Below are 25,432 nucleotides of genomic sequence, written 5' to 3'. Positions count from 1 at the left end.
CCGGTCACCAGCGGCGCGCGGAGCGGGGGAGCAGGGCGTACGGGGCGACGTATCCGTTGTGGTCAAGGCCGAGGCCCGCGTCGGCGGCTGCCTTGAGGACCTCCTCGTCCCACTCCAGACGGACGCGCCCGTCACCGGAGTTGACCACCAGGAGGTCGCCCTCCTCCTCGCCGACGTTACATACCGTGCGCCAGGCGTCCTGCGGTACGGAGAGCATGTCGCGCGGGCCCAGGCGCACCGAGACCGGGTCGGTGCGGTTGAGGGTGACCTCCCACTCGCCGTCCTTGACGATCAGTGTCTGCGTCTCCTGCTGGCGGTGGAGCGAGACACCCTGACCGGGCTCGGCGCGCAGCCAGGCGACGTTGTGGCCGTGCGGGTTGAACACGCGCGGCTCCTGGTGTGGGTCCTCGGTCATGCCGTAGCCGATGACGCAGCTCAGGCGCGCGCCGCCGCCCGGCAGGCTGCTGTCGAGGAACGGGTGCTCGGACCACACGAGCTCGTCGGCCGCGGCGACCCGGCGCTTCATCTCCTCGGCGCTGTAGTGGCGCAGCCGGTCGATGTGCTCCTGCGCCATCGGCGTGAGCCGCTCGGACTCCGGCGGGAGGGTGTCCCCGGCATCAGTGTCGATCAGCTGGTTGTCGGCGCTGAGGTACAGGCCGTGCTCGGCCGCGTCGCGCAGGACCGAGGGGCCCCAGATGATGCCGCCGGTGCGGTCATGGCCGAGGACAGTGAACAGCCAGCCGTCGTCAGGACCCGTGTTGGTGAAGCCACGGAAGATCCAGGTGGGAATGGACGCGATGTCCCCGGCAATCAGCGGGAGTTCACCCTCCTCGCCGTCGGCGCCCCAGCGCAGCAGGTACTCGCCGGCGGTGCAGACGAACACCTCGGCGGTGTAGTGCAGGTGCAGGTTGTTGGTGATGCCGTGCGGCATGGCCGCGGCGCCGATGTTGTAGCCGTGCGGAAGGCGCAGGTTGACGTGCTGGCCGGAGGACTGCGAGACGCCCGGCCCGATCATCGCGTAGTTCTCCTTCCGGTCCGAGCCGGGCGTACGGCAGTCGATGAAGGCCTGGTTGCACGAGACGAAGTCGCTGCGGCGCACCGTGCGGCGCTCGAGCTCGGGGGTGGTCACGATGGCATCGGGCATGGGGGCTCCCTGGTGAACAAGCAAGCGTGGAATACGTATGCATTGCCATGACAGGCTCCGGAGGTGTGTCCTGTCAAGAGGTTCGTATCGAATTTCCACATGCTCGACGGGTGGGTCGCGATCAAGGAATTCGGTGCAGACATACGTATACGGCGCGGGGTACGTATACTGTCCGGGCGACGGGTTCCGATTCCGGGCTGTGCGCGGTACGAGGTGCGCGGTACGAGGTGTCGACGAGGAGAGAGACATGGCGATCACGAGTCACGACGTGGCGAAACTCGCGGGTGTCTCACAGCCCACGGTGTCCCGCGCCCTGCGTGACGACCCCCGTGTCTCCCGGGCCACCCGCGAGAAGATCAAACGGGCCGCCCAGGCGCTCAGCTACGTACCCAGTGAAGCGGGCCGCACGCTGTCGACCCGGTCCACCCGCCGGGTCGGCGTCATCGTGACCGACATGACCAACCCGTTCTACCCGCACGTCGTCGCGCCGCTCCACGACGAACTGGAGCGGCTCGGCTTCCGGATGATGCTGCTCACCGAGCGCTCCGACGAGGCGGTCGCCGAGGAGAAGCTGCTCGACCAGTCGCTCGACGGCGTCGTGCTCGCGACCGCCACCACCGACTCGCGCCTGCCCGCCCTGCTGGAGCGGCGCGGCATGCCCTACGTGTTCCTCAACCGGGACACCGGCCGGTCCGGCGACTTCGCCTCCGTCGTCGACAATGAGGGCGGCGGACGGCTCGTCGCGCAGGAGCTGGCCCGGCTCGGTCACCGCCGCATCGCCGGTATCTTCGGCGCGGCCAACACCACGACCGGCCGCGACCGCGAGCTGGGCTTCCGTCTTGCCCTGGCCGACGCCGGCATCGGGCTGCCGGACGACCGCGTGGTGCGCGGCGCCTTCGAGTACGACACCGGGTACGCGGCGCTGCCCTCCCTCCTGAAGGCGGCGGAACCGCCCACCGCCGTGTTCTGCGGCAACGACGTGGTCGCCATCGGCGTGCTCAACGCCGCGCTCGCGGCGGGCGTCAAGGTGCCCGACGACCTCACCGTCATCGGCTTCGACGATCTGCCCATGGCGGCCTGGGAGGTGTTCCGACTGTCCACCGTCCGGCACGACCTGGGTGAACTCGCCTGCCAGGCCGCCCGGTTGCTGGCCCGCCGGATCGCCGGAGACGTCGACGCCAACGGCGAACGCCTCGTCCTGCCGACCGAGTTCGTCCCCAGAGCCACCCACGCCGAGGCCCGCTGAACCCTTACGACCGGACGGGCTCGGCGGCGTCCACAGGCGTCGCCCCAAGGCGCCGCTGCCGCACCACACCCACGGTGGCGAGCACCGCCGCGAGCCCGAGCGAGAGCCACAACTCCAGCCTGTGGCCCGGCAGTACGGCCATCAGGACCAGTACCCCGGCGATGAACGCGATGGTGGCGAGCGTCAGATGGGGGAAGCACCACATGCGTACATCGGTCGGCCGCTCGCCCTTGCGGCGCACCGCGTACTGCGTCAGCGCGATGACCAGGTACATCATCAGCGCGATCGCCCCGCTGGAGGCGATGAGGTACGAGAACACGTCCGGCAGCAGGTAGTTGGCGATCACGGCGGCGATGCCGACGACGGTCGACGCGAGCACCGCGTTGCGGGGCACACCGTGCGGCGAGGTCCGGGCAAAGGCGGCCGGGGCGTCGCCACGCCCGGCCAGCGAGAACAGCATCCGCGAGGCCGTGTAGACAGCGGAGTTGAGGCAGCTGCACACGGCGACCACCAGCACCACGTCCATGATCCGGGCGGCGCCCGGGATGTTCATCCGGTCCAGGACCGCCTGGTAGGACCCGGCCCCCAGATCGTCGGCGTTCCACGGCACGAGACACACCACGACGAGGATCGAACCGATGTAGAAGAGGCCGAGGCGCCACACCACCGCGCGGATCGCCTTCTTGATGTTCTTGCGCGGCTCCTCGGACTCCGCCGCCGCGATGGTGACGATCTCACTGCCCTGGAAGCTGAACATCGCGGTGAGCAGTCCTGCCAGGATCGCCGTGACACCTTGCGGGGCGAAGCCGCCGTGGCTCCACAGGTTCGAGACACCATGGGCGTCGGACCCGGGCAGCACACCGAGTATCGCCAGTGCCCCGAGGACCAGGAACGCCACGATCGCGACGACCTTGATCAGCGAAAACCAGTACTCGAACTCGCCGTAGTTGCGCACCGCCAGCAGATTGCTGCCGGTCAACAGGAGGATCACCGCGAGCGCCGGTATCCAGCTCGGAACCGAGGTGAGCCCCGCGACGACCTCCCCGGCCGCGATGGCCTCGATGGGGATGACCAGGATGTAGAACCACCAGTACAAGTAGCCGATGGAGAACCCGGCCCAGCGGCCGAGCGCCCGGTCCGCGTACGTCGAGAAGGAGCCCGTGTCGGGGTTGGCGACGGCCATCTCGCCGAGCATCTGCATGACGAGCACCACCAGCGCCGCCGCCAGCAGGAACGACACGATCACGGCGGGGCCCGCGGTGGCCACGGCGGCCGACGAGCCGACGAAGAGACCCGCGCCGATCACCCCGCCGATCGAGATCATCGTGATCTGACGGCCCTTCAGGCCCTGGGTGAGCGCCGCACCCGCGGCGGGGGACGGCTCAGGAGGAGCGTGTTGCATGTGAGGATCCTTGGCTCGCGGACGAGAGGGGCCCCGCACGGGGCATGACCGGCGCGCGGGGCCCGTACGAGGGGTGGGCCGGGGACGGCCGCCGCCGTCGACGTCGTCCCCGGCCCGGCGGTGGGCGGAGCGGTCAGAGCTGCTCGCGCAGCGCGGCCGGCACGTCGTCGAACGCGCCCGAGGTGCGGCCGATCCTGTCCATGCGCAGCGTCGCGGTCGCGCCGTGGGCAGCCAGGCCCTCGAAGGCGGAGATCCGCTCCACGGCCGGGGCGAGCGCCGCCGTGCCCTCCTTCGAGGCCCGCTGGTACGTCAGCGGCTTCAGGAACCGGGAGACCGACAGACCGGCGTTGTAGCGCGCGGTCTTGCCCGTCGGCAGCACGTGGTTGGTGCCGGCGATGCCCTTGTCGGAGTACGCGACGGTGGACCACGGCCCGATGAACAGCGAACCGTAGTTGGAGAGGTTCTCCAGGTGGAAGTCGTCGTCCTCGGTGTGCACCTCGAGGTGCTCGGGGGCGATGACGTCCGCGACGGCGACGGCGGCGTCCCGGTCCTCGACCACGATGACGGAGCCGAAGTCCCGCCAGGCCGGACCGCAGATGTCGCGGGTGGAGAGGGTGGTGAGCTGGCGCTCGATCTCGGCGACGACGGCCTGCCCGATCCGCTCCGACGTGGTGACCAGCGCGGCGGGGGAGTTGGGGCCGTGCTCGGCCTGGCCCAGCAGGTCGGCCGCCACCCACACCGGGTCGGTGCTGTCGTCGGCGATGACCGCGACCTCGGAGGGGCCGGCGAGCAGGTCGATGCCGACCTGGCCGAACAGCTGCCGCTTGGCCTCGGTGACGAACGCGTTGCCCGCGCCGACCAGCATGTCCACCGGCGCCTCGCCCAGCAGGCCGAAGGCCATCGCGCCGAGCGCCTGCACACCGCCGAGGGCGAACACCCGGTCGGCGCGGGAGAGGTGGGCGCCGTACAGCACCGCGGGGTGGGCGCCGTGCTCCCCCGACGGCGGCGTGCACGCCACGACCGTGGGCACACCGGCCGTCTTGGCGACGTTGACCGTCATGAACGCGCTGGCGAGCAGCGGGAACCGGCCGGCCGGGAGGTAGGCGCCGACGCGGGACACCGGCACGTACCGCTGGCCACCCTTCACACCGGGCGCGACCTCGATCTCGAAGTCCGTCAGGTGCTCGCGCTGCGCGGCGGCGAAGGTGTGGGTGCGCTCGTAGCCCATCTCCAGGGCGGTGCGGACGTCCGGGGGCAGGGCGTCGCCGGACTTCTTCAACTCGGCGGCGGATACCTCCAGTTCACCGGACCAACCGTCCAGCTCCTGGGCGTAGGAGCGCACCGCGTCCATGCCCCTGTGCTCGATTTCTTTCAGCATCTCGGAGACGCGCTCGACCACCTTCGGGTCGCGCTGGGCGGGCGGTCCGTCGACGGACGGCTTCTTGAGCCACTTGAGGGGAGGGAGGGACTGGGCTTCGTCGTGCGTGATCTGCATGGCGAGGACGCTAGACGGGCTGCTGCCACAGGACCAGAGGGGCGAGTCCTGTCTCATCCACAGGGTTCTCCTGTGGTGTGTCGTCGTGGCCCCCTCACAGTCCGCGTGCGAGGCGGATCTCGCGCAGGGTGTCCTCGGCGATGCGGGCCAGTTCGCGGGTGGCGCGGGACAGCGGGTGTCCCCGGCGTCGTACCAGCGCGATGGTGTCGTAGAGGGGGTCGGCGAAGGAGGCCGTGCGCAGCCCCGCGGGGAACGCCGGACTGTCGACCACGGCGCGGCTGGCGATGGTGTCCCCGACCCCGGTGGTCACCAACTTCAGGGCGGCTTCCACGTGTTCGAGCTCGATCAGCGGGTCGACGCGGACACCCGCGAACTGGGCGCGCTCGGCGAGCTGACGCCGCGTGGGGTCCTGCCAGCCGTAGTGGGCGTCGTACAGGACCAGGGGCGCGGCCGCGAAGTCCTCGATGGTCACCGGTGTGCGGGTGCGTTCGTCGCTCGCGCTGACGTAGTACACCTCGTCGCGCAGCAGCGGTGTCACCTGCAGCTCCTCGTCGTCGATGGGGAGCACCACCAGGCCCGCCTCGATGCGTCCGGCCGCGACGGCCGCCGCGGTCTCGGCGGAGTTCTGCCCCACGAGCCGCACCCGCACGGACGGGTAGCGGGCGTGGAACAGCTGCACCAGGTTGGACAGCAGGTAGTAGTCCGCGTTGCGCAGGACACCGAAGGTGGCGGTGCCACCGCCGAGCGAACCGAGGGAGTGCACGGCCCGGGTGCCGCTGTCGGCTGCCTCCACGGACTGCTGGGCGTAGGGCAGCAGTTCCTGTCCTGCCGAGGTCAGCGCGAGGGTGCGGCTGCCGCGCACGAACAGCTCGGCGTCCAGTTCCGCTTCTAGTCGGCGTACCAATTCGGATGCGGATGCCTGGGCGATGTCCATGGCCCGCGCCGCCGCGGTGAACGATCCGAGCCGCTCCGCTTCGACGAAGGCCCTCAGCTGGTTGAGGGTCATGCGGCCACAGGTTAGTCCTGTATGTGGCGCAGGAAACAGGGGGGTTGTCCGATGGTGTGCGGACTGATTGGCTCGTGCGGTCCCAACACACCACACACTCTTGACCCCTGCCCGGAAGGTTCCTCCCGCCGATGACCAGCAGCCGTCCCCTGTCGATCTGCCTCGTCCAGTCGGCCGCGCACCAGCACGCCGCGGACGACAGCCTGGACGCGTTCGCGGCGGACGTACGACGTGTCACCCGCGCCCACCCCGGCGCCCGGCTGCTGGCCTATCCGGAGCTGCACTTGTGCGGCCACCGCCCGGACGAGGACCCCGAGACGGTCATGACGGCGGCCGCCGAGCCGCTGGACGGCCCGCGCGGCGCCCGCCTGGCGGACCTCGCGCGCGAAACTGGTGTGTGGCTCGTGCCCGGCAGTGTCTACGAGCGCGGCGGTGACGGCCTGATCTACAACACGGCACCCGTGTACTCGCCCGAGGGCGAGCGCGTCGCCGCGTACCGGAAGATCTTCCCGTGGCGCCCCTACGAGACCACGGCGTCCGGCACCGGGTTCGTCGTCTTCGACATGGCCGGGTACGGGCGCGTGGGCCTGTCCATCTGCTACGACGCCTGGTTCCCGGAGGTCACCCGGCATCTCGCCTGGCAGGGCGCCGACCTCGTCCTCAACCTCGTGCGCACACCGACCGTCGACCGCACCCAGGAACTCGTCCTGGCGCGGGCCAACGCGATCGTCAACCAGGTCGCCATGGCCAGCGTCAACGCGGCGCAGCCGGACGGGATAGGCCGCAGCGTCGTCGTCGACCCCGAGGGCCGGGTGCGCGCCGAGGCCGAGTCCGCCACGGCCCAGATCGTCACGGACGTCCTCGACCTGGGCGAGGCCCGCCGGGTGCGTACGCACGGCACGGCGGGCCTGACGCGGGTGTGGGATCCGTTCACGACCGGTCAGTCGCCCCTCGAACTCCCCTTGTACGAGGGGCGGATCGACCCCGAGCGGTGGCGTGGGGCGATGCCGGACGGGCGGTAGGGCGGCGACGTACGCTAGGGGATCAGCAGTTCCGAACCGGATCCGTCTCGCTGTAGATGTCCGTGTCCTTCATGAAGCCGAGCTGCCCGTTGTCGGCCACCGTCATCAGCCAGCGCGTCGGATGCGGCCCGCCGACCCAGTCCTGGCCGTCCATCTTGCAGTAGAACCAGCTGGGGTTGGAGTTCATGTACCCGACCACCGTTCCGGGGTCCGGGTAGATGTGGTTGTTGCCGATGGTGCCGTACACCGGGGCGCCGGCGACGTTGTGGCACCAGTGCCGGTTGCCGTCCTGCCAGCAGCCGTCCGCGGCCGAGGCCGTGGGCGCGAGGGTGGCGACGGCGCCGGCGGCGAGGGCTACCGCGCCCAGGACCGAAGCGAGCTTCTTCTTCATGCGACTCCCCATGTGGTGCCCCTGCCGGGGCAACGAACCTTGTGGTCGAACCGCCCTGGTCAGGGGCGGCTGTTGGGGTAGACGGTGTCGCCTGCGGGCACGGTTGCCGGAGCCGCGCCGTCTTCACCCGTCCGGGCGATCGGCGCCGCATCGAGTGAGGCGAATGCGACCAGGGCGCGGCCACGCCGCGGCCACCGCCCTGTACGCAACACGCGTATGACCCCTTCATGAAAGGGATATTGCAGTCCTGCCCCGCGCGCCCCACAGCCTTGACCCGCCTCCGACGCCCTGGCTAGCTTCGGCGGCATGTCCGACGACCAGCGGTATCACAAGCGCCGAGCCATCGATCTGATGCGCGTCGCCACCGCCGTGTGTAGCTGACTCGAGTCTCCCGTTCGCCGCCCCTCCTCCCTGTGAAGGCACGAATGCAGCCCCGTCTCCGCATACCCATGTCCAGATTCCGGAGCGCCGCGGTCGTCGGCTCGCTCGCCGCGGCTCTGCTGCTCACCTCCTGCGCCGACAACTCGACCTCGACGAGCGGCGGCAGTCAGAGCGTCGCATCGAAGAAGATCCCCGCCAAGGTGTCGTCCGACACCACGCTCACCGTCGGCGCCCCGATCCTCAAGGTCGCCCTCGAACTGTCGGGCCAGATCGACAAGCTGCCTTTCAAGGTGAAGTGGGCCAACATCAGTGGCGGCCCGCAGTGCTCCGAAGCCTTCCGCGCCGACGCCCTCGACATCTGCTCCGCAGCCGAGATCCCGTCCATCAACGCCCACTGGACCGGGCTCGACACCAAACTCGTCGGCGCCGAGTTCCGCAAGGATCCGATCGCCGACCCGATCTACGAACTGGGCATCGCGCCGGGCGCCGGCATCAAGAAGCTCTCCGATCTGCGCGGCAAGAAGATCGCCTACAGCCCCGGACAGGCGCAGGGCGCGCTCGTGCTGCGCATCCTGAAGAAGGCCGGGCTCAGCAAGCAGGACGTGAAGCTCGTCGAGCTGGCCAGCACCGGTGATGTGTTTCCGACGGCACTCGGCAATCACCAGGTCGATGCCGCGCCCATCGCCGGTGTCAACATCAAGCGCTATCTCACGAAGTACGGCCGGGACGGCGCCACCACCATCCGGCACGGGCTGCGGGACGATCCCGGACACCTGTGGGCGCTGACCGACGCCGTCGCCGACGCCCAGAAGTCCGCGGCCATCAAGGAACTCATCCGCTTCTGGGCACGCGCCGAGGTCTGGATCGACGCGCATCCCAAGGAGTGGATCGAGGGTTACTACGTCAAGGATCAGGGGCTCAGTCGTGAGGACGGCGAGTATCTCGTCGAGCACGCGGGGGAGCCGGTCTTTCCGGCCAGCTGGAGCGCGGCCATCAAGCGGCAGCAGCAGACCGTCGATCTGCTCGCGAAGGAACAGAAGCACGAGCGCTTCGACGCGGGCGTCCTGTTCGACCGTCGTTACGAGCGGGTCGCCGCCGACGCGGTGGCCGGCGAGGGTGGTGAACAGGCATGAGTTCAACGGCTGTTGATGAGAGGGTCGAGGAGACTTCGGCCGCGCCGAGAGCCCGTCCGGCACACACGCCCCGCGCCCGCAGGCGTCTCGCCCCCGGAAAACCCGTCCCCTACGGCTGGGCACTCGGACCGCTGCTACTGCTCGCCGTGTGGGCGGCCGGCTCGGGCGCCGGCCTGATCGACCCCCGCAACCTGCCCTCGCCATGGGCCATCGCGAGTACCGCGGGTGACCTCATCGGCGAAGGCAGGCTCCAGTCGAACCTCGCCATCAGCGCCCAACGCGCCCTGCTGGGCCTGGTGTTCGGCGTGCTGGCCGGACTCGCGCTCGCGCTCGTGTCGGGTCTCAGCCGGATCGGCGAGGGGCTCGTCGACGGGCCCGTGCAGATCAAGCGGTCGATCCCCTCGCTCGCCCTGATTCCGCTGCTGATCCTGTGGTTCGGCATCGGCGAGTCGATGAAGGTCGTCACCATCGCGCTCGGTGTGTTCGTACCCATTTACATCCACACCCACAACGGGCTGCGCGGCATCGACAGCCGCTACGTCGAACTCGCCGAGACCGTCCGACTGGGGCGGGCCCGGTTCATACGCCATGTCGTGCTGCCGGGCGCCCTGCCGGGGTTTCTGCTCGGGCTGCGGTTCGCGGTGACCGGGGCGTGGCTCGCCCTCGTCGTGGTCGAACAGGTCAACGCCACCAGCGGAATCGGCTACATGATGGAGCTGGCACGGACGTACGGACAGACCGATGTGATCCTGGTCGGGCTCGTCGTGTACGGAGTGCTCGGCCTCGTCTCCGACGCCCTGGTACGGCTCGTGGAGAGGAAGGCGCTGACATGGCGACGCACCTTGGCCGGCTGAACCCCGTACGGCACCACAATGAGACGAGGGCCGCCACCGTACGTATCGACGGACTCGTCCGCACCCTCGGCGGGCGCGACGTACTCAACGGGCTGCAACTCACCATCGTGGAAGGGGAGTTCGTCGCCCTGCTCGGCCGCAGCGGCTCCGGCAAGAGCACCCTGCTGCGGGCCCTGGCCCGGCTGGACCACGAGGTGCCGGGTGGCGGCGAGCTGAGCGCCCCCGACAACGTGTCCGTGGTGTTCCAGGACGCCCGGCTGCTGCCCTGGAAACGACTGCTGGACAACGTCGTCCTCGGCCTCGACGGCCCCGACGCCGTGGAGCGCGGGCGTACCGCCCTCGCCGAGGTCGGGCTCGAAGGGCGGGAGCGGGCGTGGCCGATCGAGCTGTCCGGCGGCGAGCAACAGCGTGTCTCGCTCGCCCGCTCCCTGGTGCGTGAGCCCCAACTCCTGCTCGCCGACGAGCCGTTCGGAGCGCTCGACGCCCTGACCCGGATCCGGATGCACGGACTGCTCCGACAGCTGTGCGAGCGGCACCGGCCCGCGGTGCTCCTGGTCACCCATGACGTCGACGAGGCCATCGCCCTCGCCGACCGGGTGGTCCTCCTGGAGGAGGGCCGGATCGCCCTCGACCTCCCGGTGCGCCTTCCGGCGTCCCGGCGGCGCGGCGGCCCCGAGGCCGCGGCCCTGCGCGAGCGGCTCCTGAGGCAGCTCGGCGTCGAGGCATCGGAGAGCATCACGGAAGGCGCCGCGGCGGAGCCGGCCCAGGGCGTGACGACTGGCGTGGAACGGGAGACGCTGTGACGGCGAGCGAGGAATTCCTCTGGTACATCCCCAACACCGTGGAGCCGGGACACCGCGGCGACGACACCAGGGCGGACTGGGGCTCGATCGAGTTCTCCACGCGGCTCGCCCGCACCGCCGAGGAGCACGGCTGGGGCGGCGCACTGCTGGGCACCGGGTGGGGGCGACCGGACACCTTCACCGTGGCGACGGCGCTCGCCGCGCGGACCACCACGTTCAAGCCGCTGATCGCGATCCGCCCCGGCTACTGGCGGCCGGCCAACTTCGCGAGCGCGGCGGCCACGTTGGACCAGCTCAGCCAGGGCCGGGTGCTCGTCAACATCGTCAGCGGCCTGGACAACCCGGCCGCGTACGGTGACACGAACGTCGACCCCGCCGCGCGGTACGCGCGCACCCGGGAGTTTCTGCACCTGGTGCGAAGGCTGTGGACCGAGGAGGATGTCACCTTCGAGGGCGAGCACTTCCAGGTGGCTCACTCCACGGTCTCTCCCCGCCCGTACGACGTGTTGGGCCGCGCGCACCCGCGGCTGTACTTCGGTGGCGCCTCGGAGGCCGCGGAGCGGGTCGCGGCGGCCGAGGCCGACGTCCAGCTGTTCTGGGGCGAGCCGCTCGACGGGATCGCCGAACGCGTCGACCGGCTAAGGAAGTTGAGCGAGTCGGAGGGCCGCGTCCACGCCCCGCTGGAGTTCGGCCTGCGGATCACCACCGTCGTCCGGGACACCAGCGAGGAGGCGTGGGCGGCGGCCGAGCACAAGGTCGCGAAGATGGCCGAGCGTGACGGTGACACCACCTGGTCGGGCAACCGCCGCACGGCCGTCGGCCAGCGCCGCCTCCTTGACCTGGCCGAACGCGGCGAGGTGCTGGACAGCTGCCTCTACACCACGCCGGGCCGCTTCGGCGGCGGGGGAGCGGGCACGACCTGGCTCGTCGGCTCCCCGGACGAGGTCGCGGCGGCGCTGCACGAATACCGCCGGCTCGGCATCTCCCACTTCGTCCTGTCGGACACACCGTACCGGGAGGAGACCGCCCGCGTCGGCGACCAACTCCTCCCCAGGTTGCAGGAGTTGGCAGCACCCCACGCACACCTCACCAGTCGTGCAGTGAACCGTCCTGGAGCCGGTTGACCGGCAGATAGGCCTGCTCGTACGGATGCCGGGCGGCCAGGGCCTCGTCCAGCTCGACGCCGAGGCCCGGCTGCTCGCCGGGGTGCAGGTGTCCGTCGGTGAAGGTGTACGCGTGGCGGAAGACCTCGCCGGTGAGGGCGGTGTGCCCCGAGTACTCCTGGATGCCGAAGTTGTGCACCGCGAGGTCCAGATGGAGCGCGGCCGCCAGGCCGACGGGGGAGATGTCCTCCGGGCCGTGGGTGGCGGTGCGGATCTGGTAGAGGGCGGCGAAGTCGAAGAGCTTCTTCAGGGGGGTGATGCCGCCGAAGTGGGTGACCGCGGAGCGGACGTAGTCGATGAGCCGCTCCGTGATGAGGGTCTGGTAGTCGTGCACCGAGTTGAACACCTCGCCGACCGCGAGAGGCGTGGTGGTCGCGGCGCGGACCTGCCGGAACGCCTCCTGGTTCTCGGCGGGGGTGCAGTCCTCCAGCCAGAACGGGCGGTACGGCTCCAGGTCGCGGCCGAGCCGGGCGGCCTGGGTCGGGGTGAGGCGGTGGTGTGCGTCGTGCAGCAGCGGCAGCTCGGGGCCGAACTCCTCGCGTACGGCGTCGAAGACGGTCGGCAGGTGGCGCAGGTAGGCCTCGGTGTCCCAGTCCTCCACCAGCGGGCGCTGCTGCTGGTGGGCGACGCCCGCGTGCACACCGTAGACGGCCTTGAGGCCGGGGACGCCGGTCTGGATGCGGACGGCCTGGTAGCCCTCGTCGAGGCGGGCGCACACCGAGTCCATCAGCTCGGGAACGGTGGCACCGTTCGCGTGCCCGTACGCGCGGATGCGGTCCCTGCTCGCCCCGCCGAGGAGTTGGTACAGCGGCATGCCCGCGGCCTTGGCCTTGATGTCCCACAGGGCGGTGTCCACGGCGGCGACAGCGGCCATGGTGACCGGGCCGCGCCGCCAGTAGGCGCCGCGGTAGAGGTACTGCCAGGTGTCTTCGATGCGGTGCGGGTCGAGCCCGTGGAGCAGCGGCGCGACGTGGTCCTCCAGGTAGCTGACGACGGCCAGTTCACGTCCGTTGAGGGTCGCGTCGCCCAGGCCGGTGAGGCCGTCTTCGGTGGTGAGCTTGAGGGTGACGAAGTTGCGTCCGGGAGAGGTGACGACGACCTTCGCTTCTACGATCTTCATGGGTCACTTTCTGTGGAACGTACGGGAGGCGGGTACGGGAGGACGGGGCGTAAGGGCGTCTCAGCCCTTGGCCGCGCCCGAAGTGAGCCCGGCCACCAGGTACTTCTGGCCGAACAGAGCCGCGATCAGCACGGGGACGGTGATGAGGGTGGCGGCCGCCATCAGGCCGCCCCAGTCGGTCGAGGCGTAGGACATGAACTGGAAGAGCGTCACCGGAACCGTCTGCGTGCTGTCGTCGGCGAAGACCAGGGCGAACATGAAGTTGTTCCAGCTGAAGACGAAGGCGAGCAGACAGGCGGTGGCCGTGCCGGGCGCGGCGAGCGGCAGTGTGATGCGCCGGAACGCGCCGAAGGCGGACAGCCCGTCGGTGCGGGCGGCCTCCTCCAGTTCCACGGGGAGCCCGGCGAAGAAGCTGATCATGATCCAGAGGATCAGCGGTACCGAGACGAACATGTGGCTGAGGACCAGGATCGTGTAGGACCCGACCAGTCCCAACTGCGCGAACAGGTAGTACCAGGGAACCAGGAGCGAGATGGCGGGCACGATGCGGGCCACCAGGATCAGCGAGCCGGTGCGGTGCATCCCGAACCGGCCCACCGCCCACGCGGCCGGCACCGCGATCACCGCGGACAGCGCCGTCGACACCACGCCGACCAGCAGCGAGTTGCCCATGGAGCGCAGGATCGGCCCCTCGGTCAGCACCACGCGGACGTTCTCGAACGTCGGCCGGAACCACAGGCCCACCGACGGGTCGGTCACCTGCACGTTCGTCTTGAACGCGGCGGCGAACATCCACACCATCGGCAGCGCGAAGACCAGCGTCACGCACACGATCGCGGCGGCGCGCAGCCACCCCAGCCAGGCCTTGCTCCTGCTCCGCGGGGTACTCATGCGTCCTTCCTTCCGCTGCTCGCGGTGCGCCGTCGCAGTGCCACCACGACGCCGACGATCACGAGGGTGAACAGGACAAGCAGTGCGGCGGCGAGACCGTACTCCTGGTAGTCGAAGGTGAGGCCGTAGGCGTAGACGTTGAGGGTCTCCACCTCGAAGTCGGCGCCGCCGCCCGGCCCCTTGGTGGCGTACAGCAGGTCGAAGGTCTTCAGCGCGTCCACCGCGCGCAGCACGAGCGCCGTGCCGAGCGCGGGCGCGAGCATCGGCAGGATCACGTACCGGAAGCGCTGCCAGGGCCCCGCCCCGTCGACGAGCGCCGCCTCCTCCGGCTCCTCGGGGAGCGTGGTGAGACCGGCGAGCAGCAGCAGGGCCATCATCGGTGTCCACTGCCATACGTCGATCAGCATGAGGGTGGGCAGTGACTGGCCGACCGAGCCGAGGAACTCCATGCGGGGCAGGCCGAGGTCGGACAGCAGGTGGTTGGCGACGCCGTTGGTCGGGTCCAGGATCAACAGCCACAGGATGCCGATGGCGACCGGCGTGGTCAGCAGCGGGATGATCAAAACGGTGCGGACCCAGCGGATGCCGCGGAACGGCTTGCGCAGCAGCATGGCCACGGCGAGGCCGAGCACGGTCTCCAACACCACGGCGCCCACGGTGAATTCGAGCGTGCGCCAGGCCGCGGGCCAGAAGCGGCGGGTGTCGGTGAGCAGGTCGGCGAAGTTCCGCAGACCGACGTGGCTCGACCCGGCGTTCACCGCGCCGAAGGCGTCGGTGAGGGAGAGGTTGATCGTGTACGCCAGCGGAAAGGCGATCATCAGGCCGACGAAGAGCAGCGCCGGGGTCAGCATCGTCCACTTCAGGCGCCGGTTGGCTGACTCGAAGGATCGCGGAGGCCGCCCGCGGCCCGGCTCGGTGGGCTCCTGGCGGGTACGGCCAGGTATCTGGAGGATCGCCATCACGACTCCTTGTGCCGGTTGTCGCGGACGAGGAACTCGCCGAACTCGGCGTCGGCGTCGCGGGCCACCGGACCGACGTCCTGGCCGAGGATCCCGGCCACCAGAGGGCGGCCGACGATGTCCCTGGCTCGCCCCACCTGGAGTACCTGGGGCCGGTCGTGGCCGAGGCCGTGCGCGGCGTTGGTGCGCATCGCGGCGGCCAGGTCGTCCGGGAAGGCGGCCAGGGTGCGGGCGTCCTCCCATGCCGAGCGTCGGGCGCCGGGTATCCCGGCCGCCTGCAAGGTGCGCGACATCCGTGGTCCCGCTGCCCAGCGGATGAACCGCCAGGCGTCGTCCTGCAGCCGGGAGAAGCGGTTGATGCCGAGGCTCCACGACGGGATGTTGTGCGGCCGCGCCCCGGCAGGGCCCGCGGGGAACGGGGCGAAGCCCACGTGCTTGCGTACGGTCGACACCTTGGGGTCGAGGAAGCCGCTGTAGACGGCGTCCGCCTCCACGCAGAACGCCGCCTTGCCCTGGGCGAAGATCGGGGTGACCTGCTCCAGGCTCATGTTGGTGGCTCCGGGCGGGCCCGCGCGGTGCAGCAGCTTGCCGTAGTAGCGGTAGGCGGCGAGTGCCTGCGGGGTGCCGATGCCGGAGCGTCCTTCGACGGTGAAGTCCCCGCCGTGCGAGTACAGGAAGCTGGACCACTGGGAGACCGCGCCGTTGCGCTGGCCGCGCCCCGCGTAGCCGTAGAACTGCTTGTCCCGGTCGGTGAGTTCGAGCGCCTGCCGCATCAGGTGGTCGAGGGTGCGGGGCGGGTCGGCGAGGTCCTTGCGGTAGTAGAGCACCGGCCGCTCCGTGACGACCGGCACGCTCAGGATGCGGCCGCCGGTCGACGAGGCGCGGCGCGGAGCCGGCTGGAAGTCCTGCCAGTCGAAGCCGCTGTCGCCGTGGATGCGATCGCCGAGGTCGGTGAGCCAGCCGTTGTGCGCGAAGACCAGTTGGTCCTGAAGGGCGCGGACCATCATCACGTCCACGTCCGTGCCGGACGCGTTGAGCTTCACGTTGTAGCTGCTGGTGAGCTGGTCGGCGGTGAGCAGGGTGATGCTGACCCGGCGGCCGATCTGCTCCTCGAACTCCTCGATCCGGCGGCCGATGGCCTGCGACCAGACGTGGTTGATCGCCATGATGCGCAGTGGTGTGTCCGCCGATGGCGGCCGGCCGGAGCGACCGCAGGCGCTGAGCGCCCCGGCCGCACCGGCCCCGGCCGCGAGGCGGACGAAGCCGCGCCGGCCCATCGCCCGTCGGCCCATTGTGTCCAGGGGGGACATCGTCGTCTCGTTCCTCTGAAGTCCGGAAATCCGGTCCAACTGGTAGGACCAGTTGGGATGCGAGTGGACGCTAACAGCCTCCGGGACGGCTGGGAACCCCCTGTTCCGGAATCCGGTCGGCGCGGCCCCGACGGGTCAGCCGGCCCCGCCCTCACCGAGCAGTGTCTCGATGTGTCGACGCGCCATGGTGTCCAACTGCACGTCCAGATCGGGTCCGTAGGTGCGCAGCCCCAGGCTCAGGTGCTCGCGCATCCGTGCGCACGACAGGTCGGCGTCCCGCGCCTCCAGGGCGGCGAAGATCTCCGGGTGGTGCGGCACGCCGGGCTCGCCGATGGAGGGATCGGAGTTGGAGCGCAGCATCATCTCGAACATCATGCCGCTGATCGACGACAGCATGATCCGCAGCACCGGATTGCCGCTCGCCATCGCGATGGCATCGTGGAACTCCAGGTCCGCGCGAGCCTTCGTCACGACGTCCGTGGCGCTCTCGGTCGTCTCCATGGCGGCCCGGATCGTGGCGAGGTCCTCGTCGGTGGCGCGCTCCGCCGCGAGCCGAATGATCTCGATCTCCACCGGCAGCCGGGCCTCGATCAACTGCCGCACGGTGGGCCGCTCGGCGCGGTACAGGGCGTCGTACCCGCGCGCCTGTTCCGAGCTCTGCTCGCGCACGAACGAGCCGCGCCCGGGCGCCACTTCGATGAGCCGCTTGGCCTCCAGCTGCCGCAGCGCCTCCCGTACGACATTGCGGCTGGAGCCGAACTGGGTCGCCAGTTCCCGCTCGGACGGGAGCTTCACGCCGACCTCGAGCGCGCCGGAGCGGATGTCGTGTTCCAGCTGCCGCGCGACGCGCTCGGTGAGGAGGCCGCTCTGGCGGGGAGGTGTGGACATGATCAGCAGGATACCGAGGGCGGCCGACGGTGGGACGCCCCGTGGGTCCGGCCCACGGCCGAGGCCTACCGGCCGATGGTCACCGCGCCCCGCGTGCGCTCCGGGCCGAGCGTCGACATCGTGTCGAGTGACGCGTCGGGGACGGGCAGCATGTGGGCGTCGACCCAGGTGTCCCCGGTGGAGGCGTTGGACCACGGGTCGTCGATCACGACGGCGCCGGGGACGGTGCCGTGGCACAGGACCCAGTGGGGCACGTCGAAGCCCTGCATCGCCGCGAGCGAGAGCAGGAGCAGTACGTGCTCGCGGCGGTCGAGGGTGTCGCGGAGCTCGGGCAGCGACAGATGGTGCGGGTCGACCGGGACGCCGGTCCGCGTGGCCTGCGTGCGTGACGTGCGTTGGAGCAGGGCCCGCCACTCCTGCTCGGGGGCCGGGAGGTGGTCGAGCAGGACGGGTTCGTCCGTGTCCAGATGGACCGTGACGGGGGAGGAAGGCCAGGCCTGGCGTACGGCGACGCCGAGGCCGACGGGTTCGCACGAGGGGAAGTTCGTCGCCTGCCGCCACAGCGTCAGCTCCGCCTCCCGGTCGAGTGCTTCGCATGCCAGGGTCCCCGCGTGCGCCTGCGCGACGAGCGCGGTCACCGCGCCGCATGTGAAGTGCGTGGTCTGCCCGTAGTACGGGGGCTCGGACACCGCGTCGTCGTGCAGCCAGCGCACGTACCCGGTCGCGGGCCCGTTCGCGTCCTCGGCCTGCGTGTGCGGAGGCCGCAGCGGGATGAAGCCGGCTTCGGCGGCGTCCTGGCGACTCGCAGTCCAGCCTTCCCACTTGACCGCCGCGAGCCCCTGTTCGCGTGCGTGGGCGACGACGGCCGCGACCGCTGCCGGTACGTCGCCGACCGCGTCGACGATCTTCAGGTACGCCGTCCGCGGACGGGCCGTCACGAGCGCCGCCGCGATCCACTCCCCGCCGTCCCCGCCCGGGACCGCCACGACGTGCGGGGCGTGCGTGGAGCGGTCGACCGCGCTCCAACGCTCGGACACCTCATGGTGTCCGAGCCGCTTCAGCAGGGCCGGTGAGGCGTCGGGCTCGTAGGGGAGAACGATGCTGTTCACGGGTGCGGACGCTCCCTTGGGGCTTCGGTTCGATGCGCGGGCCACGGGCGGGGTCATGGTCACGCGCGGGACCGCCGCAGCACCCACACGAAGTACGGGGCACCGACCAGCGCGATCATCAGGCCCGCAGGCATCTGGGCGGGGGCGACCAGCGTGCGGCCGAGCGCGTCGGCCACGCAGACCAGCACCGCGCCCAGCAGCATCGCCACCGGGATCGAACGGCCGTGCCGGGCGCCCACCAGGGACCGGGCGAGGTGCGGGGCGACGAGCCCCACGAAGCCGACGACACCGACCGCGATCACACTGAGCGCGGCGAGGACCGCGGCGATCGCCAGCGCGGTGAACCGGGTGCGCTCGACCCGCACACCGACGATGCGCGGCGTGTCCTCGTCGACCGCGAGCAGGTCGAGCCGGCTGCGCATGGCGAGGAGGACGGGCAGTGCGAGCGCAAGGGCCACGGCGACCGGTACGACGTCGGACATCGTGCGCCCGTACGTCGTACCGGACAGCCACGTGAAGATCTGGGGCGTGTTGTACGGGTCGGCGCGCAGCAGCAGGAACGTGGTGACGGAGCTGAGGCCGTAGCCGCAGCCGATGCCGATGAGGACGAACCGGTCCGGCAGGAAGCCGCCGCGCCAGGACAGCAGGGCGATCACCGCGAACGTGGCGAGCCCGGCCGCCACCGCGACCGCGATCATGACTGCTCGCCCGCCCGGAAGCCCGGACGTGACCACGCTCGCCGCACCGAGCCCCGCGCCCGCCGTGATGCCGAGGATGCCCGGCTCGGCGAGCGGATTGCGCACCGCGCCCTGCACGACACTCCCGGCGAGCCCGAGCGCCGCGCCCGCGAGGACGGCGGCGGCCACCCGCGGGACCCGGTCTTCGAGCGCCATCCCGACGAGGTCCGGGGCGGCGCCCCGAGCCCAGAGCGCGAGGTCGCCGGTGCGCAGCCACAGACTCCCGGCGAGGACCGCGACGAGCACGGCCACGACCAGCAGCGCCGTCGCGCCGCACACGACGAGGAGGAACGCGCGGCGCGAGCGCAGCTTGACGCGCGCGCCTGGCGGCTGCCGGATCTGGCCGGTGTCGCGCAGCCGCAGCGCGAGGACGATGATCACGACGGCGCCGAGCAGCGCGGTGGGCACACCGGTGGGAATGGAGGCCGCGCCGTCCGCGCCCTGCACCGCGCGCAGCGTCCCGTCGGCGAGCAGGATGAGCAGCGCGCCGAACAGCCCCGCAGCGGGCACCGCGTAGAGATGCCGGCGCAACGCCTGGACCCGACTCGCGATCAGCCGGGCCAGGACGGGCGCGCCGAGGCCGACGAAACCGATCGGCCCGGCGAGGGTCACCGCCGCGCCCGTCAGGAACACCGCGCAGATCACGGCCGTCACGCGGGTGGTCCGGATCGGTACGCCGAGCGTGGCCGCGGTGTCGTCGCCGAGGTTCATCACGTCGAGCCGCCGCGACAGCGCGAGCGCGACGCACAGCACCACGGCCATGACGGGCAGGGCGCGCAGCGATGCGTCGATGTTCAGCTGCGCCAACGACCCGCTGCCCCAGGCGAAGAGACCGGTGGTGTTCTGGTCGAAGAGGATGAGGAGGGTGCCGGTCGCCGCGTCCAGGGCCATCGCCGTCGCCGATCCGGCGAGGATGAGACGGGTGCCGGTGGTGCCGGCGGCTCGCCCCGCGAGGAGCAGTACGAGGGCGGCCGCGGCCAGGCCGCCGACGAAGGCGGCGGCGCCCGAGGCCCACAGCGGTACGGCGATGCCGAAGGCCGCGACGACGGTCAGCGTGAAGTAGGCCCCGGACGTGACCGCGAGGGTGTCGGGGGAGGCGAGCGAATTGTGCGTGACGGACTGGAGCAGCGTGCCGGCGCAGCCGAGGGCGAAGCCCACCGCCACGCCTGCGAGCAGCCGCGGCAGGCGCGAGCCGGTGAAGATCTCACCGACCGGCGCACCGCCGCTCGTGTCACGGGACCCGGTGAGGTAGCGCATCAGATCGCCCGCGCCGACCCCCGACGTCCCCTGCGTCAGGTGCCACAGGCCGACCACGGCGGTCACGACGAGCAGGAGAGCCAGGACCGCCACCCCGGCGGGGCCGCCACCGCGCTTCGCGGGCGACGGCGGCTTACCGGCGAGTGCTTGTGAGGATGCCGATACCCGTGCTGTGTTCACTTCGTGCCGTTCACTTCTTGTCGAGCACGTTGACGTACGCGTCGATGGCCTGCTCGTTGGAGCGCGGGCCACCGGCACCCCACACGCGGGCGGGGAACGAGTGCGCGCGGCCTTCCTTCACGGCGGGAAGGGTCTTCCAGATGGGGTTCTTCTCCAGTGCCTTGACGTAGCCGCCGGCCCCGTCGTCGTTGGCGTAGAAGAGGTTGGCGTCGCCGACCGCGCTGAGACCCTCGACGTCGGTCTGGGCAAGGCCGTACGAGGGGTCGACCCCGCCGTCGCCGTGGGCCTTGTTGACGTCATTGGTCCAGGCGGGCTTCATACCGAGTTCCTTGCCTATCTCGGTGAACAGGGCCCCGTTGCTGTAGGGGCGGACGGTGAGGTTGCCGCCCTCCAGCCAGCCGTCGAAGAACACGAAGTCCTTCGTGGGCAGATCGGCGTCGACGACCTTCTTCTTCGCCTTCGCGAGGTGCTCGTCGAACTCTGTGAGCACCTGGTCGGCCCGCTCGGTGCGGCCCGTCGCCTTGCCGATCATGCTGAACACCTCGCGCATGTTCCCGATCGGGTCCTTCGGGTCCGCGCCGCGCGTGACCATCACGGGGACGTCGCGCTTCTCCAGCTTCTTGACGGTCTCGTCGTCGGCCTTGAACGCCTCGACGACGATGAGGTCGGGCTTGGCCGCGTAGAGGGTGTCGAGGTCGGGCTCGTCACGGGTGCCGATGTCCTTCACGCCGCTGGGCAGCTTCTCGGCGCTGGTCCAGGTGCGGTAGCCCTTCGCGTCGGAGACGGCGGTGGGGGTGACGCACAGCGTGAGCGCGTCCTCGACCTGCTGCCACTCCAGGACCGCGATCTTCTTGGCGGGCTTGTCGAGCTTCACCTGCCGGCCGACGCCGTCCTTGAAGGAGACCGGCTTCGTCGAGGTGCTCGTGGAGTCGTCGGAGCAGCTCTTGGACGCGGGCTTCTTGGCGGCGCTGCTGTCCGATCCGGCGCTGCCGACGTTGGTCGTGCCGCAGGCCGTCGCGGCGAGTACGAAGAGGCCGGTGGAGGCCGACGCCACCAATCTACGGGCACGCTTCATGAAGGGGTCCTCTTTCTTGGGATGCGGTGTGGGATGCGGGGGCGGCTGTTTCTTGGCACGAGGGGTGCCGCGTCAGGCGGGGTGCCGCCCGACCGGGTCGATCCGGAGCCGGCCCGTGCGGGCGTCGACGCCGACCTCGACCCGCAACTCGTAGACCTCGCCGATGTTCTCGGCGGTGAGTACGTCGGCGGGTGCGCCCACCGCGTGGACGCGGCCGGAGCGCATCAGGACGAGGGTGTCCGCGACGCGCGACGCCTGGTCGAGGTCGTGCAGCACGATCCCGACGGCGATGCCGTGCTCCTGGACGAGATCGCGCACCAGGTCGAGCGTCTCGATCTGGTAGCGCAGGTCGAGGTGGTTGGTCGGTTCGTCGAGGAGCACGACACCGGTGTCCTGGGCGAGGCAGGCCGCGAGCCAGACACGTTGCATCTCGCCGCCGGAGAGTTCTCCGACCGGCCGCTGTGCCATGTCCCGTACGCCGGTGACACCCATGGCGTGGTCGATGGCGGCCCGGTCCTCGGCGGTCGGTCCTGCGAAGCCGCGCCGGTAGGGGTGGCGTCCGAAGGCCACGACCTCCGTGACCGTCAGGCCCTGGGGCGCGGCCCGCGACTGGGAGAAGAGCGTGACCTCGCGGGCGAACTCGCGGGCGCTGAGCAGGGACACGTCCCGGGCGGGCGGCCCCTTGGCGGCGCCTTCGGAGGTGCTTTCGGATGTGCGTTGGGAGGCTTCTTTGGAGGCGCTTTCGGGAGCGCCGAGCGTGACCCGGCCGCCGTCCACCTTGTGCAGCCGGGACAGGGCGCGCAGCAGCGTGGACTTGCCGCTGCCGTTCGGCCCCACCAGGGCGGTCGCGCGGCCGGGTTCGAGGCCGAGCGAGACACCATGGACGACCGGTTCGCCGCCGTACCGCAGGACGAGGTCGTGCCCGTGCAGGGCAGCCGCGGGCGCGGCGGAGTCGACCGCGGTGCGGGCGGTGTGCCGGAAGGGGCTTGTGAACATGGACGGTTCCGGGTGCTCGGAGGGGCGGGGGCTTCGGCACCCTCCGTCCGGCCGCGACCGTGGCCGTGCGGGCAGCGTCCTGTGCGCGCACGGGCAGCGCCGTACACGGCCAGAACCAACTAAGGGTTACCTAACCCGATGAGGCTATAGTCCGCTCGCCGTGTCCACAATCAGGCGTTCTGGACACCCGGTTCGGGATTCCGGACATCTTCGGAGGTGTCGACGAGGGCACCCTCGGCCGAGCCGATGAACGCGCCCGGCGTCGTCCCCATCACCCGCCGGAAGGCGTCGATGAAGGAGCTGGGCTGCGCGTAACCGAGCACCTCGGAGACCGTCGTCACCTCGAAGCCCTCGGCGAGGAGCAGCAGAGCCCGGTGCACGCGCAGCATCTGCCGCCACTGGGCGAAGGAGAGCCCCGTCGCGTGCCGGAACGCGCGGGTGATCGTGCGGTCGCTGATGCCCAGCGTCCGCGCCCACTCCTCCAGGGAGCGGCCGTCGCCGGGGTCCTCGAGCAGGGCTTCGGCGATCGCCACTATCCGGGTGTCACTGGGCAGTTGCAGCGTGAACTGGTGCTCCGACGGCCGCACCACGTCGAACACGACCGCCTCGGCGCGCTCCCTGGCCGCCGCGTCCAGATCCGTCCGCGACAGGTGGGCCAGCAGTGACTCCAGCAGCGGAGTCATCGTGATCGCCTTCGGTTCCGTGAACGTGATGGGGGTGCGTTCGGGGGCGAAGAACGCGTCGTGGAACTCCGCGCCCGCCGTCGACCGGCCCGCGTGCACCACTCCGGCGGGCATCCACAGTCCGTGCCCCTTGGACACGGTGAAGACGTGGTCGTTCACCCGCGACGTCAGCGTTCCCCTGCGTACCCAGACGAGCTCGTGCTGGGAGTGCGAGTGCGAGGACCACTCCGTGGGCACCCGGGGGATACGGAACCCGGCGATGATGGTGAAAGGCTCCGCGGCCTGCTCCGCGACCGGCAGGACCCGCCGCACGACGGTGCCCGCCTCGCGACGCCACATCCCGGGGTGTGCCTCGCTACGGGATGTTCGAACGGCCATGCGGACGACTTTAGCCGGGGGCTCCTGCAGGCCGGGCGGCGCCCTGCGGCTTACGTCTGCAGCGGCAACGGCTACCAGTTCGGTCGGAAACCGGCGTGCTGGATCGTCGGTTCGGGTTTACTCGGCGCCATGAATGATCGGACACGCCCAGCGAACGGCACCGGCCAGCTGACCGACAGGACCGTGATGATCACCGGTGCCTCGAGCGGCATCGGTGAAGCGGCGGCACGGCTGTTCGCCGCCGAGGGGGCGGCCGTCGTCCTCATGGCACGCCGCGAGGACCGGCTCACCGAGCTTGCCCAGGAGGTCGAGGCGTCCGGCGGCCGGGCGGCCTTCAGCGTCGGCGACGTGGCGCGGGCCGAGGACGTCGAGCGTGCCGTCGCGACGGCCGTGGAACGCTTCGGCGGCCTCGACGGAGCCTTCAACAACGCCGGTTACGCCGGGTCCGTCTTCGGCCGCACGCATGAGGTGCCGGAGAAGGACTTCGACCGGATCATGGACGTCAGCGTGCGCGGGACGTGGAACTGCCTGCGGCGCCAGATCCCCGTCATGCTGGAGGCCGGACGCGGCGCGATCGTCAACACCGCCAGCTCGGCGGCCGTCATCGCCACCGGCGCACCGTCCCCATACGTCGCGGCGAAGCATGCCGTACTGGGGCTGACGAAGGCCACGGCCGCCGAGTACGGAGAACAGGGCATCCGCGTCAACTCCCTTGTCGTGGGCACCACTCGGACGGAGATGATCAGTGCGGCGGTGGAGGACAACCCCGCGCTGGAGGAAGCCTTCGTGGCACGCCAGATCCAGAAGCGGATGGCCGACCCCCAGGAGGTGGCGGAAGCGGCGCTGTGGCTGTTGAGCGACCGTTCGTCGTTCGCCACCGGGAGTCATGTGGCGGTGGACGGGGGCATCCTCGCGATCTGACGGTTGCCCCCGTCGACGCGAGCGGATGTTACGGGACGGCTGCGGCGGCGTCAACTCGCCCCGAAGTCACCCCTGTTGCGGTTCGTCCGCCACCGACTCCCGCAGTCGGGCGCTGGCCATCCGCATGTGCTCGGCCATGGCGCGGTCCGCGCCCTCGGGGTCCCGGTCGCGGATCGCCTTGAGGACGGCGTCGTGTTCGCACAGGGTGCCGCTGACGGTGCCCTCGATGTCGCTGACCCGCTCCATCCAGACCTGGAGCAGCGCGCGGATGCTGTGCAGGATGTCGCTCAGGACGGTGTTGCGGGCGATGTGCGCGCACTCCAGGTGGAAGGCGATGTCGGCGTCGATGAACGCCTGTACGTCGCTGCCCGCCTCCTGCATGTGCCGCAGGTGCTCCTCCAGGCGCGCCACGTCCTCGTCCCCCGCGTGCTCCGCGGCGAGCCGCGCCGAGACACCCTCCATGTAGGTGCGCACCTCGACCAGGTCCCGGGTGCGGCGCTGGCCCAGCATCAGGCCCCAGTTGATGGCGCGCGGCAGGAACTCCGAGGTGCCCTCGCGCACGTACGAGCCGGAGCCCGGCCGGATCTCGATGATGCCGAGTACGTCGAGCGCGGACAGCGCGCCGCGCACGCTGGAGCGCGCGACCCCGAGGGCCTCCGCGAGCTGGCGCTCGGCGGGCAGCCGGGTGCCGGGCTTGATGTTCCCCGCGGAGAGGTGGTCGAGCAGGCGCTTGGCGACCTCGCTGACGGAGGACTCGCGTACGACGGGGCGCAGAAGCTGGGCGAGATCGGGCTCGGGGGTGGCGTCGGAGGGCTGGTTGGTCACGGTCACCAGTAGACCAGACGGGTCGTCCGGGTCCTTTCACGGCCGCGCGCGAGCCCCTTCCAT

Annotated in this window: 23 protein-coding genes; 7 read left to right on the top strand and 16 right to left on the bottom strand. The window is 70.8% G+C overall.

Annotated elements, in window-relative coordinates; translation table 11 throughout:
• Positions 1 to 4: 4 nt before the first annotated feature.
• Positions 5 to 1,144, bottom strand: coding sequence for a cupin domain-containing protein (locus ACWD2L_RS22915; RefSeq protein WP_451190884.1), 1,140 nt, complete (start codon positions 1,142 to 1,144; stop codon positions 5 to 7).
• Between the two features lie 247 nt (positions 1,145 to 1,391).
• Here ACWD2L_RS22915 and ACWD2L_RS22910 point away from each other — a divergent pair, with 247 nt between their 5' ends.
• Positions 1,392 to 2,390, top strand: a complete 999-nt coding sequence (locus tag ACWD2L_RS22910; RefSeq protein WP_451190881.1) for a LacI family DNA-binding transcriptional regulator — start codon at positions 1,392 to 1,394, stop codon at positions 2,388 to 2,390.
• Positions 2,391 to 2,394: 4 nt separating this feature from the next.
• Here the strand turns inward: ACWD2L_RS22910 and ACWD2L_RS22905 are convergent, their stop codons facing one another.
• The 3 genes from ACWD2L_RS22905 to ACWD2L_RS22895 all read right to left on the bottom strand — a co-directional run bounded on the left by ACWD2L_RS22905 (position 2,395) and on the right by ACWD2L_RS22895 (position 6,293).
• On the bottom strand, positions 2,395 to 3,792 hold the full coding sequence (locus ACWD2L_RS22905; protein ID WP_451190878.1) for an amino acid permease: 1,398 nt from the start codon (positions 3,790 to 3,792) through the stop codon (positions 2,395 to 2,397).
• 133 nt (positions 3,793 to 3,925) lie between these two features.
• Positions 3,926 to 5,287, bottom strand: a complete 1,362-nt coding sequence (gene hisD / locus ACWD2L_RS22900; RefSeq protein ID WP_451190875.1) for a histidinol dehydrogenase — start codon at positions 5,285 to 5,287, stop codon at positions 3,926 to 3,928.
• Positions 5,288 to 5,381: 94 nt separating this feature from the next.
• Complete coding sequence (locus tag ACWD2L_RS22895; RefSeq protein WP_451190873.1) at positions 5,382 to 6,293, bottom strand: LysR family transcriptional regulator; 912 nt, start codon at positions 6,291 to 6,293, stop codon at positions 5,382 to 5,384.
• A 131-nt stretch (positions 6,294 to 6,424) separates the two neighbouring features.
• On the opposite strand from ACWD2L_RS22895, the gene ACWD2L_RS22890 reads away from it, so the two are divergent.
• Positions 6,425 to 7,315 (top strand): carbon-nitrogen hydrolase family protein, encoded by an 891-nt coding sequence (locus ACWD2L_RS22890; protein WP_451190870.1) that lies wholly within the window; start codon positions 6,425 to 6,427, stop codon positions 7,313 to 7,315.
• A 22-nt stretch (positions 7,316 to 7,337) separates the two neighbouring features.
• On the opposite strand, the gene ACWD2L_RS22885 is transcribed toward ACWD2L_RS22890, so the two are convergent.
• The gene (locus ACWD2L_RS22885; RefSeq protein WP_451190868.1) at positions 7,338 to 7,706 is read right to left on the bottom strand and encodes a hypothetical protein; all 369 of its coding nucleotides are present in this window, start codon (positions 7,704 to 7,706) and stop codon (positions 7,338 to 7,340) included.
• 449 nt (positions 7,707 to 8,155) lie between these two features.
• Here ACWD2L_RS22885 and ACWD2L_RS22880 point away from each other — a divergent pair, with 449 nt between their 5' ends.
• The 4 genes from ACWD2L_RS22880 to ACWD2L_RS22865 are packed head-to-tail and all read left to right on the top strand — an operon-like array spanning position 8,156 to position 12,001.
• Positions 8,156 to 9,220, top strand: a complete 1,065-nt coding sequence (locus tag ACWD2L_RS22880; RefSeq protein ID WP_451190865.1) for an ABC transporter substrate-binding protein — start codon at positions 8,156 to 8,158, stop codon at positions 9,218 to 9,220.
• The gene (locus tag ACWD2L_RS22875; protein ID WP_451190863.1) at positions 9,217 to 10,074 is read left to right on the top strand and encodes an ABC transporter permease; all 858 of its coding nucleotides are present in this window, start codon (positions 9,217 to 9,219) and stop codon (positions 10,072 to 10,074) included. Before ACWD2L_RS22880 ends, ACWD2L_RS22875 begins: the two co-directional genes overlap by 4 nt.
• Complete coding sequence (locus ACWD2L_RS22870; RefSeq protein ID WP_451190860.1) at positions 10,050 to 10,877, top strand: ABC transporter ATP-binding protein; 828 nt, start codon at positions 10,050 to 10,052, stop codon at positions 10,875 to 10,877. The genes ACWD2L_RS22875 and ACWD2L_RS22870 overlap by 25 nt, the downstream gene beginning before the upstream one ends.
• Positions 10,874 to 12,001, top strand: a complete 1,128-nt coding sequence (locus tag ACWD2L_RS22865) for an LLM class flavin-dependent oxidoreductase (RefSeq protein ID WP_451190857.1) — start codon at positions 10,874 to 10,876, stop codon at positions 11,999 to 12,001. The genes ACWD2L_RS22870 and ACWD2L_RS22865 overlap by 4 nt, the downstream gene beginning before the upstream one ends.
• Here ACWD2L_RS22865 and manD read toward each other — a convergent pair.
• The 10 genes from manD to ACWD2L_RS22815 form a co-directional block, all read right to left on the bottom strand.
• Positions 11,964 to 13,160, bottom strand: coding sequence for a D-mannonate dehydratase ManD (gene manD, locus ACWD2L_RS22860; protein ID WP_451190854.1), 1,197 nt, complete (start codon positions 13,158 to 13,160; stop codon positions 11,964 to 11,966). The genes ACWD2L_RS22865 and manD overlap by 38 nt on opposite strands.
• Before the next feature lie 60 nt (positions 13,161 to 13,220).
• Entirely contained in the window at positions 13,221 to 14,051 is an 831-nt protein-coding gene (locus ACWD2L_RS22855; protein ID WP_451190851.1) for a carbohydrate ABC transporter permease, read from the bottom strand.
• Positions 14,048 to 15,010 carry a carbohydrate ABC transporter permease gene (locus ACWD2L_RS22850; protein ID WP_451190849.1) on the bottom strand — a complete coding sequence of 321 codons (963 nt, stop codon included), beginning with the start codon at positions 15,008 to 15,010 and terminating at the stop codon, positions 14,048 to 14,050. Before ACWD2L_RS22850 ends, ACWD2L_RS22855 begins: the two co-directional genes overlap by 4 nt.
• Positions 15,010 to 16,320 (bottom strand): ABC transporter substrate-binding protein, encoded by a 1,311-nt coding sequence (locus ACWD2L_RS22845; protein ID WP_451190846.1) that lies wholly within the window; start codon positions 16,318 to 16,320, stop codon positions 15,010 to 15,012. Before ACWD2L_RS22845 ends, ACWD2L_RS22850 begins: the two co-directional genes overlap by 1 nt.
• Positions 16,321 to 16,455: 135 nt before the next feature.
• The gene (locus ACWD2L_RS22840; RefSeq protein WP_451190843.1) at positions 16,456 to 17,208 is read right to left on the bottom strand and encodes a FadR/GntR family transcriptional regulator; all 753 of its coding nucleotides are present in this window, start codon (positions 17,206 to 17,208) and stop codon (positions 16,456 to 16,458) included.
• Between the two features lie 65 nt (positions 17,209 to 17,273).
• Positions 17,274 to 18,374 (bottom strand): peptidase C39 family protein, encoded by a 1,101-nt coding sequence (locus ACWD2L_RS22835; RefSeq protein ID WP_451191186.1) that lies wholly within the window; start codon positions 18,372 to 18,374, stop codon positions 17,274 to 17,276.
• Positions 18,375 to 18,376: 2 nt separating this feature from the next.
• Positions 18,377 to 20,491 (bottom strand): iron ABC transporter permease, encoded by a 2,115-nt coding sequence (locus ACWD2L_RS22830; protein WP_451190841.1) that lies wholly within the window; start codon positions 20,489 to 20,491, stop codon positions 18,377 to 18,379.
• Between the two features lie 10 nt (positions 20,492 to 20,501).
• Positions 20,502 to 21,566: an iron-siderophore ABC transporter substrate-binding protein gene (locus tag ACWD2L_RS22825; RefSeq protein ID WP_451190839.1), complete on the bottom strand. Its 1,065-nt coding sequence runs from the start codon at positions 21,564 to 21,566 to the stop codon at positions 20,502 to 20,504.
• A 72-nt stretch (positions 21,567 to 21,638) separates the two neighbouring features.
• Complete coding sequence (locus ACWD2L_RS22820; protein WP_451190836.1) at positions 21,639 to 22,562, bottom strand: ABC transporter ATP-binding protein; 924 nt, start codon at positions 22,560 to 22,562, stop codon at positions 21,639 to 21,641.
• A 170-nt stretch (positions 22,563 to 22,732) separates the two neighbouring features.
• Complete coding sequence (locus tag ACWD2L_RS22815; protein ID WP_451191183.1) at positions 22,733 to 23,584, bottom strand: helix-turn-helix domain-containing protein; 852 nt, start codon at positions 23,582 to 23,584, stop codon at positions 22,733 to 22,735.
• A gap of 168 nt (positions 23,585 to 23,752) precedes the next feature.
• Between ACWD2L_RS22815 and ACWD2L_RS22810 the strand changes: the two genes are divergently transcribed.
• A complete protein-coding gene (locus tag ACWD2L_RS22810) occupies positions 23,753 to 24,544 on the top strand; it encodes an SDR family NAD(P)-dependent oxidoreductase (RefSeq protein WP_451190833.1) in 792 nt (263 codons plus the stop codon).
• Positions 24,545 to 24,610: 66 nt separating this feature from the next.
• Here the strand turns inward: ACWD2L_RS22810 and ACWD2L_RS22805 are convergent, their stop codons facing one another.
• Positions 24,611 to 25,375, bottom strand: a complete 765-nt coding sequence (locus ACWD2L_RS22805; protein ID WP_451190830.1) for a FadR/GntR family transcriptional regulator — start codon at positions 25,373 to 25,375, stop codon at positions 24,611 to 24,613.
• Positions 25,376 to 25,432 lie beyond the last annotated feature (57 nt).

Source organism: Streptomyces sp. NPDC002754 (assembly GCF_053592315.1).
The sequence above is the reverse complement of the archived record's forward strand: the minus strand, read 5'-3'. Positions and strand labels throughout refer to the sequence as shown.

Excerpts from the sequence above, each read along its gene's own strand:
- hisD (WP_451190875.1), bottom strand. The coding sequence starts at position 5,287 with ATGCAGATCACGCACGACGAAGCCCAGTCCCTCCCTCCCCTCAAGTGG.
- ACWD2L_RS22850 (WP_451190849.1), bottom strand. The coding sequence starts at position 15,010 with ATGGCGATCCTCCAGATACCTGGCCGTACCCGCCAGGAGCCCACCGAG.
- ACWD2L_RS22905 (WP_451190878.1), bottom strand. The coding sequence starts at position 3,792 with ATGCAACACGCTCCTCCTGAGCCGTCCCCCGCCGCGGGTGCGGCGCTC.
- ACWD2L_RS22885 (WP_451190868.1), bottom strand. The coding sequence starts at position 7,706 with ATGAAGAAGAAGCTCGCTTCGGTCCTGGGCGCGGTAGCCCTCGCCGCC.
- ACWD2L_RS22855 (WP_451190851.1), bottom strand. The coding sequence starts at position 14,051 with ATGAGTACCCCGCGGAGCAGGAGCAAGGCCTGGCTGGGGTGGCTGCGC.
- ACWD2L_RS22815 (WP_451191183.1), bottom strand. The coding sequence starts at position 23,584 with ATGTGGCGTCGCGAGGCGGGCACCGTCGTGCGGCGGGTCCTGCCGGTC.
- ACWD2L_RS22910 (WP_451190881.1), top strand. The coding sequence starts at position 1,392 with ATGGCGATCACGAGTCACGACGTGGCGAAACTCGCGGGTGTCTCACAG.
- ACWD2L_RS22845 (WP_451190846.1), bottom strand. The coding sequence starts at position 16,320 with ATGTCCCCCCTGGACACAATGGGCCGACGGGCGATGGGCCGGCGCGGC.
- ACWD2L_RS22880 (WP_451190865.1), top strand. The coding sequence starts at position 8,156 with ATGTCCAGATTCCGGAGCGCCGCGGTCGTCGGCTCGCTCGCCGCGGCT.
- ACWD2L_RS22810 (WP_451190833.1), top strand. The coding sequence starts at position 23,753 with ATGAATGATCGGACACGCCCAGCGAACGGCACCGGCCAGCTGACCGAC.
- ACWD2L_RS22915 (WP_451190884.1), bottom strand. The coding sequence starts at position 1,144 with ATGCCCGATGCCATCGTGACCACCCCCGAGCTCGAGCGCCGCACGGTG.
- ACWD2L_RS22840 (WP_451190843.1), bottom strand. The coding sequence starts at position 17,208 with ATGTCCACACCTCCCCGCCAGAGCGGCCTCCTCACCGAGCGCGTCGCG.
- ACWD2L_RS22870 (WP_451190860.1), top strand. The coding sequence starts at position 10,050 with ATGGCGACGCACCTTGGCCGGCTGAACCCCGTACGGCACCACAATGAG.
- ACWD2L_RS22895 (WP_451190873.1), bottom strand. The coding sequence starts at position 6,293 with ATGACCCTCAACCAGCTGAGGGCCTTCGTCGAAGCGGAGCGGCTCGGA.
- ACWD2L_RS22820 (WP_451190836.1), bottom strand. The coding sequence starts at position 22,562 with ATGTTCACAAGCCCCTTCCGGCACACCGCCCGCACCGCGGTCGACTCC.
- ACWD2L_RS22875 (WP_451190863.1), top strand. The coding sequence starts at position 9,217 with ATGAGTTCAACGGCTGTTGATGAGAGGGTCGAGGAGACTTCGGCCGCG.
- ACWD2L_RS22835 (WP_451191186.1), bottom strand. The coding sequence starts at position 18,374 with ATGACCCCGCCCGTGGCCCGCGCATCGAACCGAAGCCCCAAGGGAGCG.
- manD (WP_451190854.1), bottom strand. The coding sequence starts at position 13,160 with ATGAAGATCGTAGAAGCGAAGGTCGTCGTCACCTCTCCCGGACGCAAC.
- ACWD2L_RS22890 (WP_451190870.1), top strand. The coding sequence starts at position 6,425 with ATGACCAGCAGCCGTCCCCTGTCGATCTGCCTCGTCCAGTCGGCCGCG.
- ACWD2L_RS22825 (WP_451190839.1), bottom strand. The coding sequence starts at position 21,566 with ATGAAGCGTGCCCGTAGATTGGTGGCGTCGGCCTCCACCGGCCTCTTC.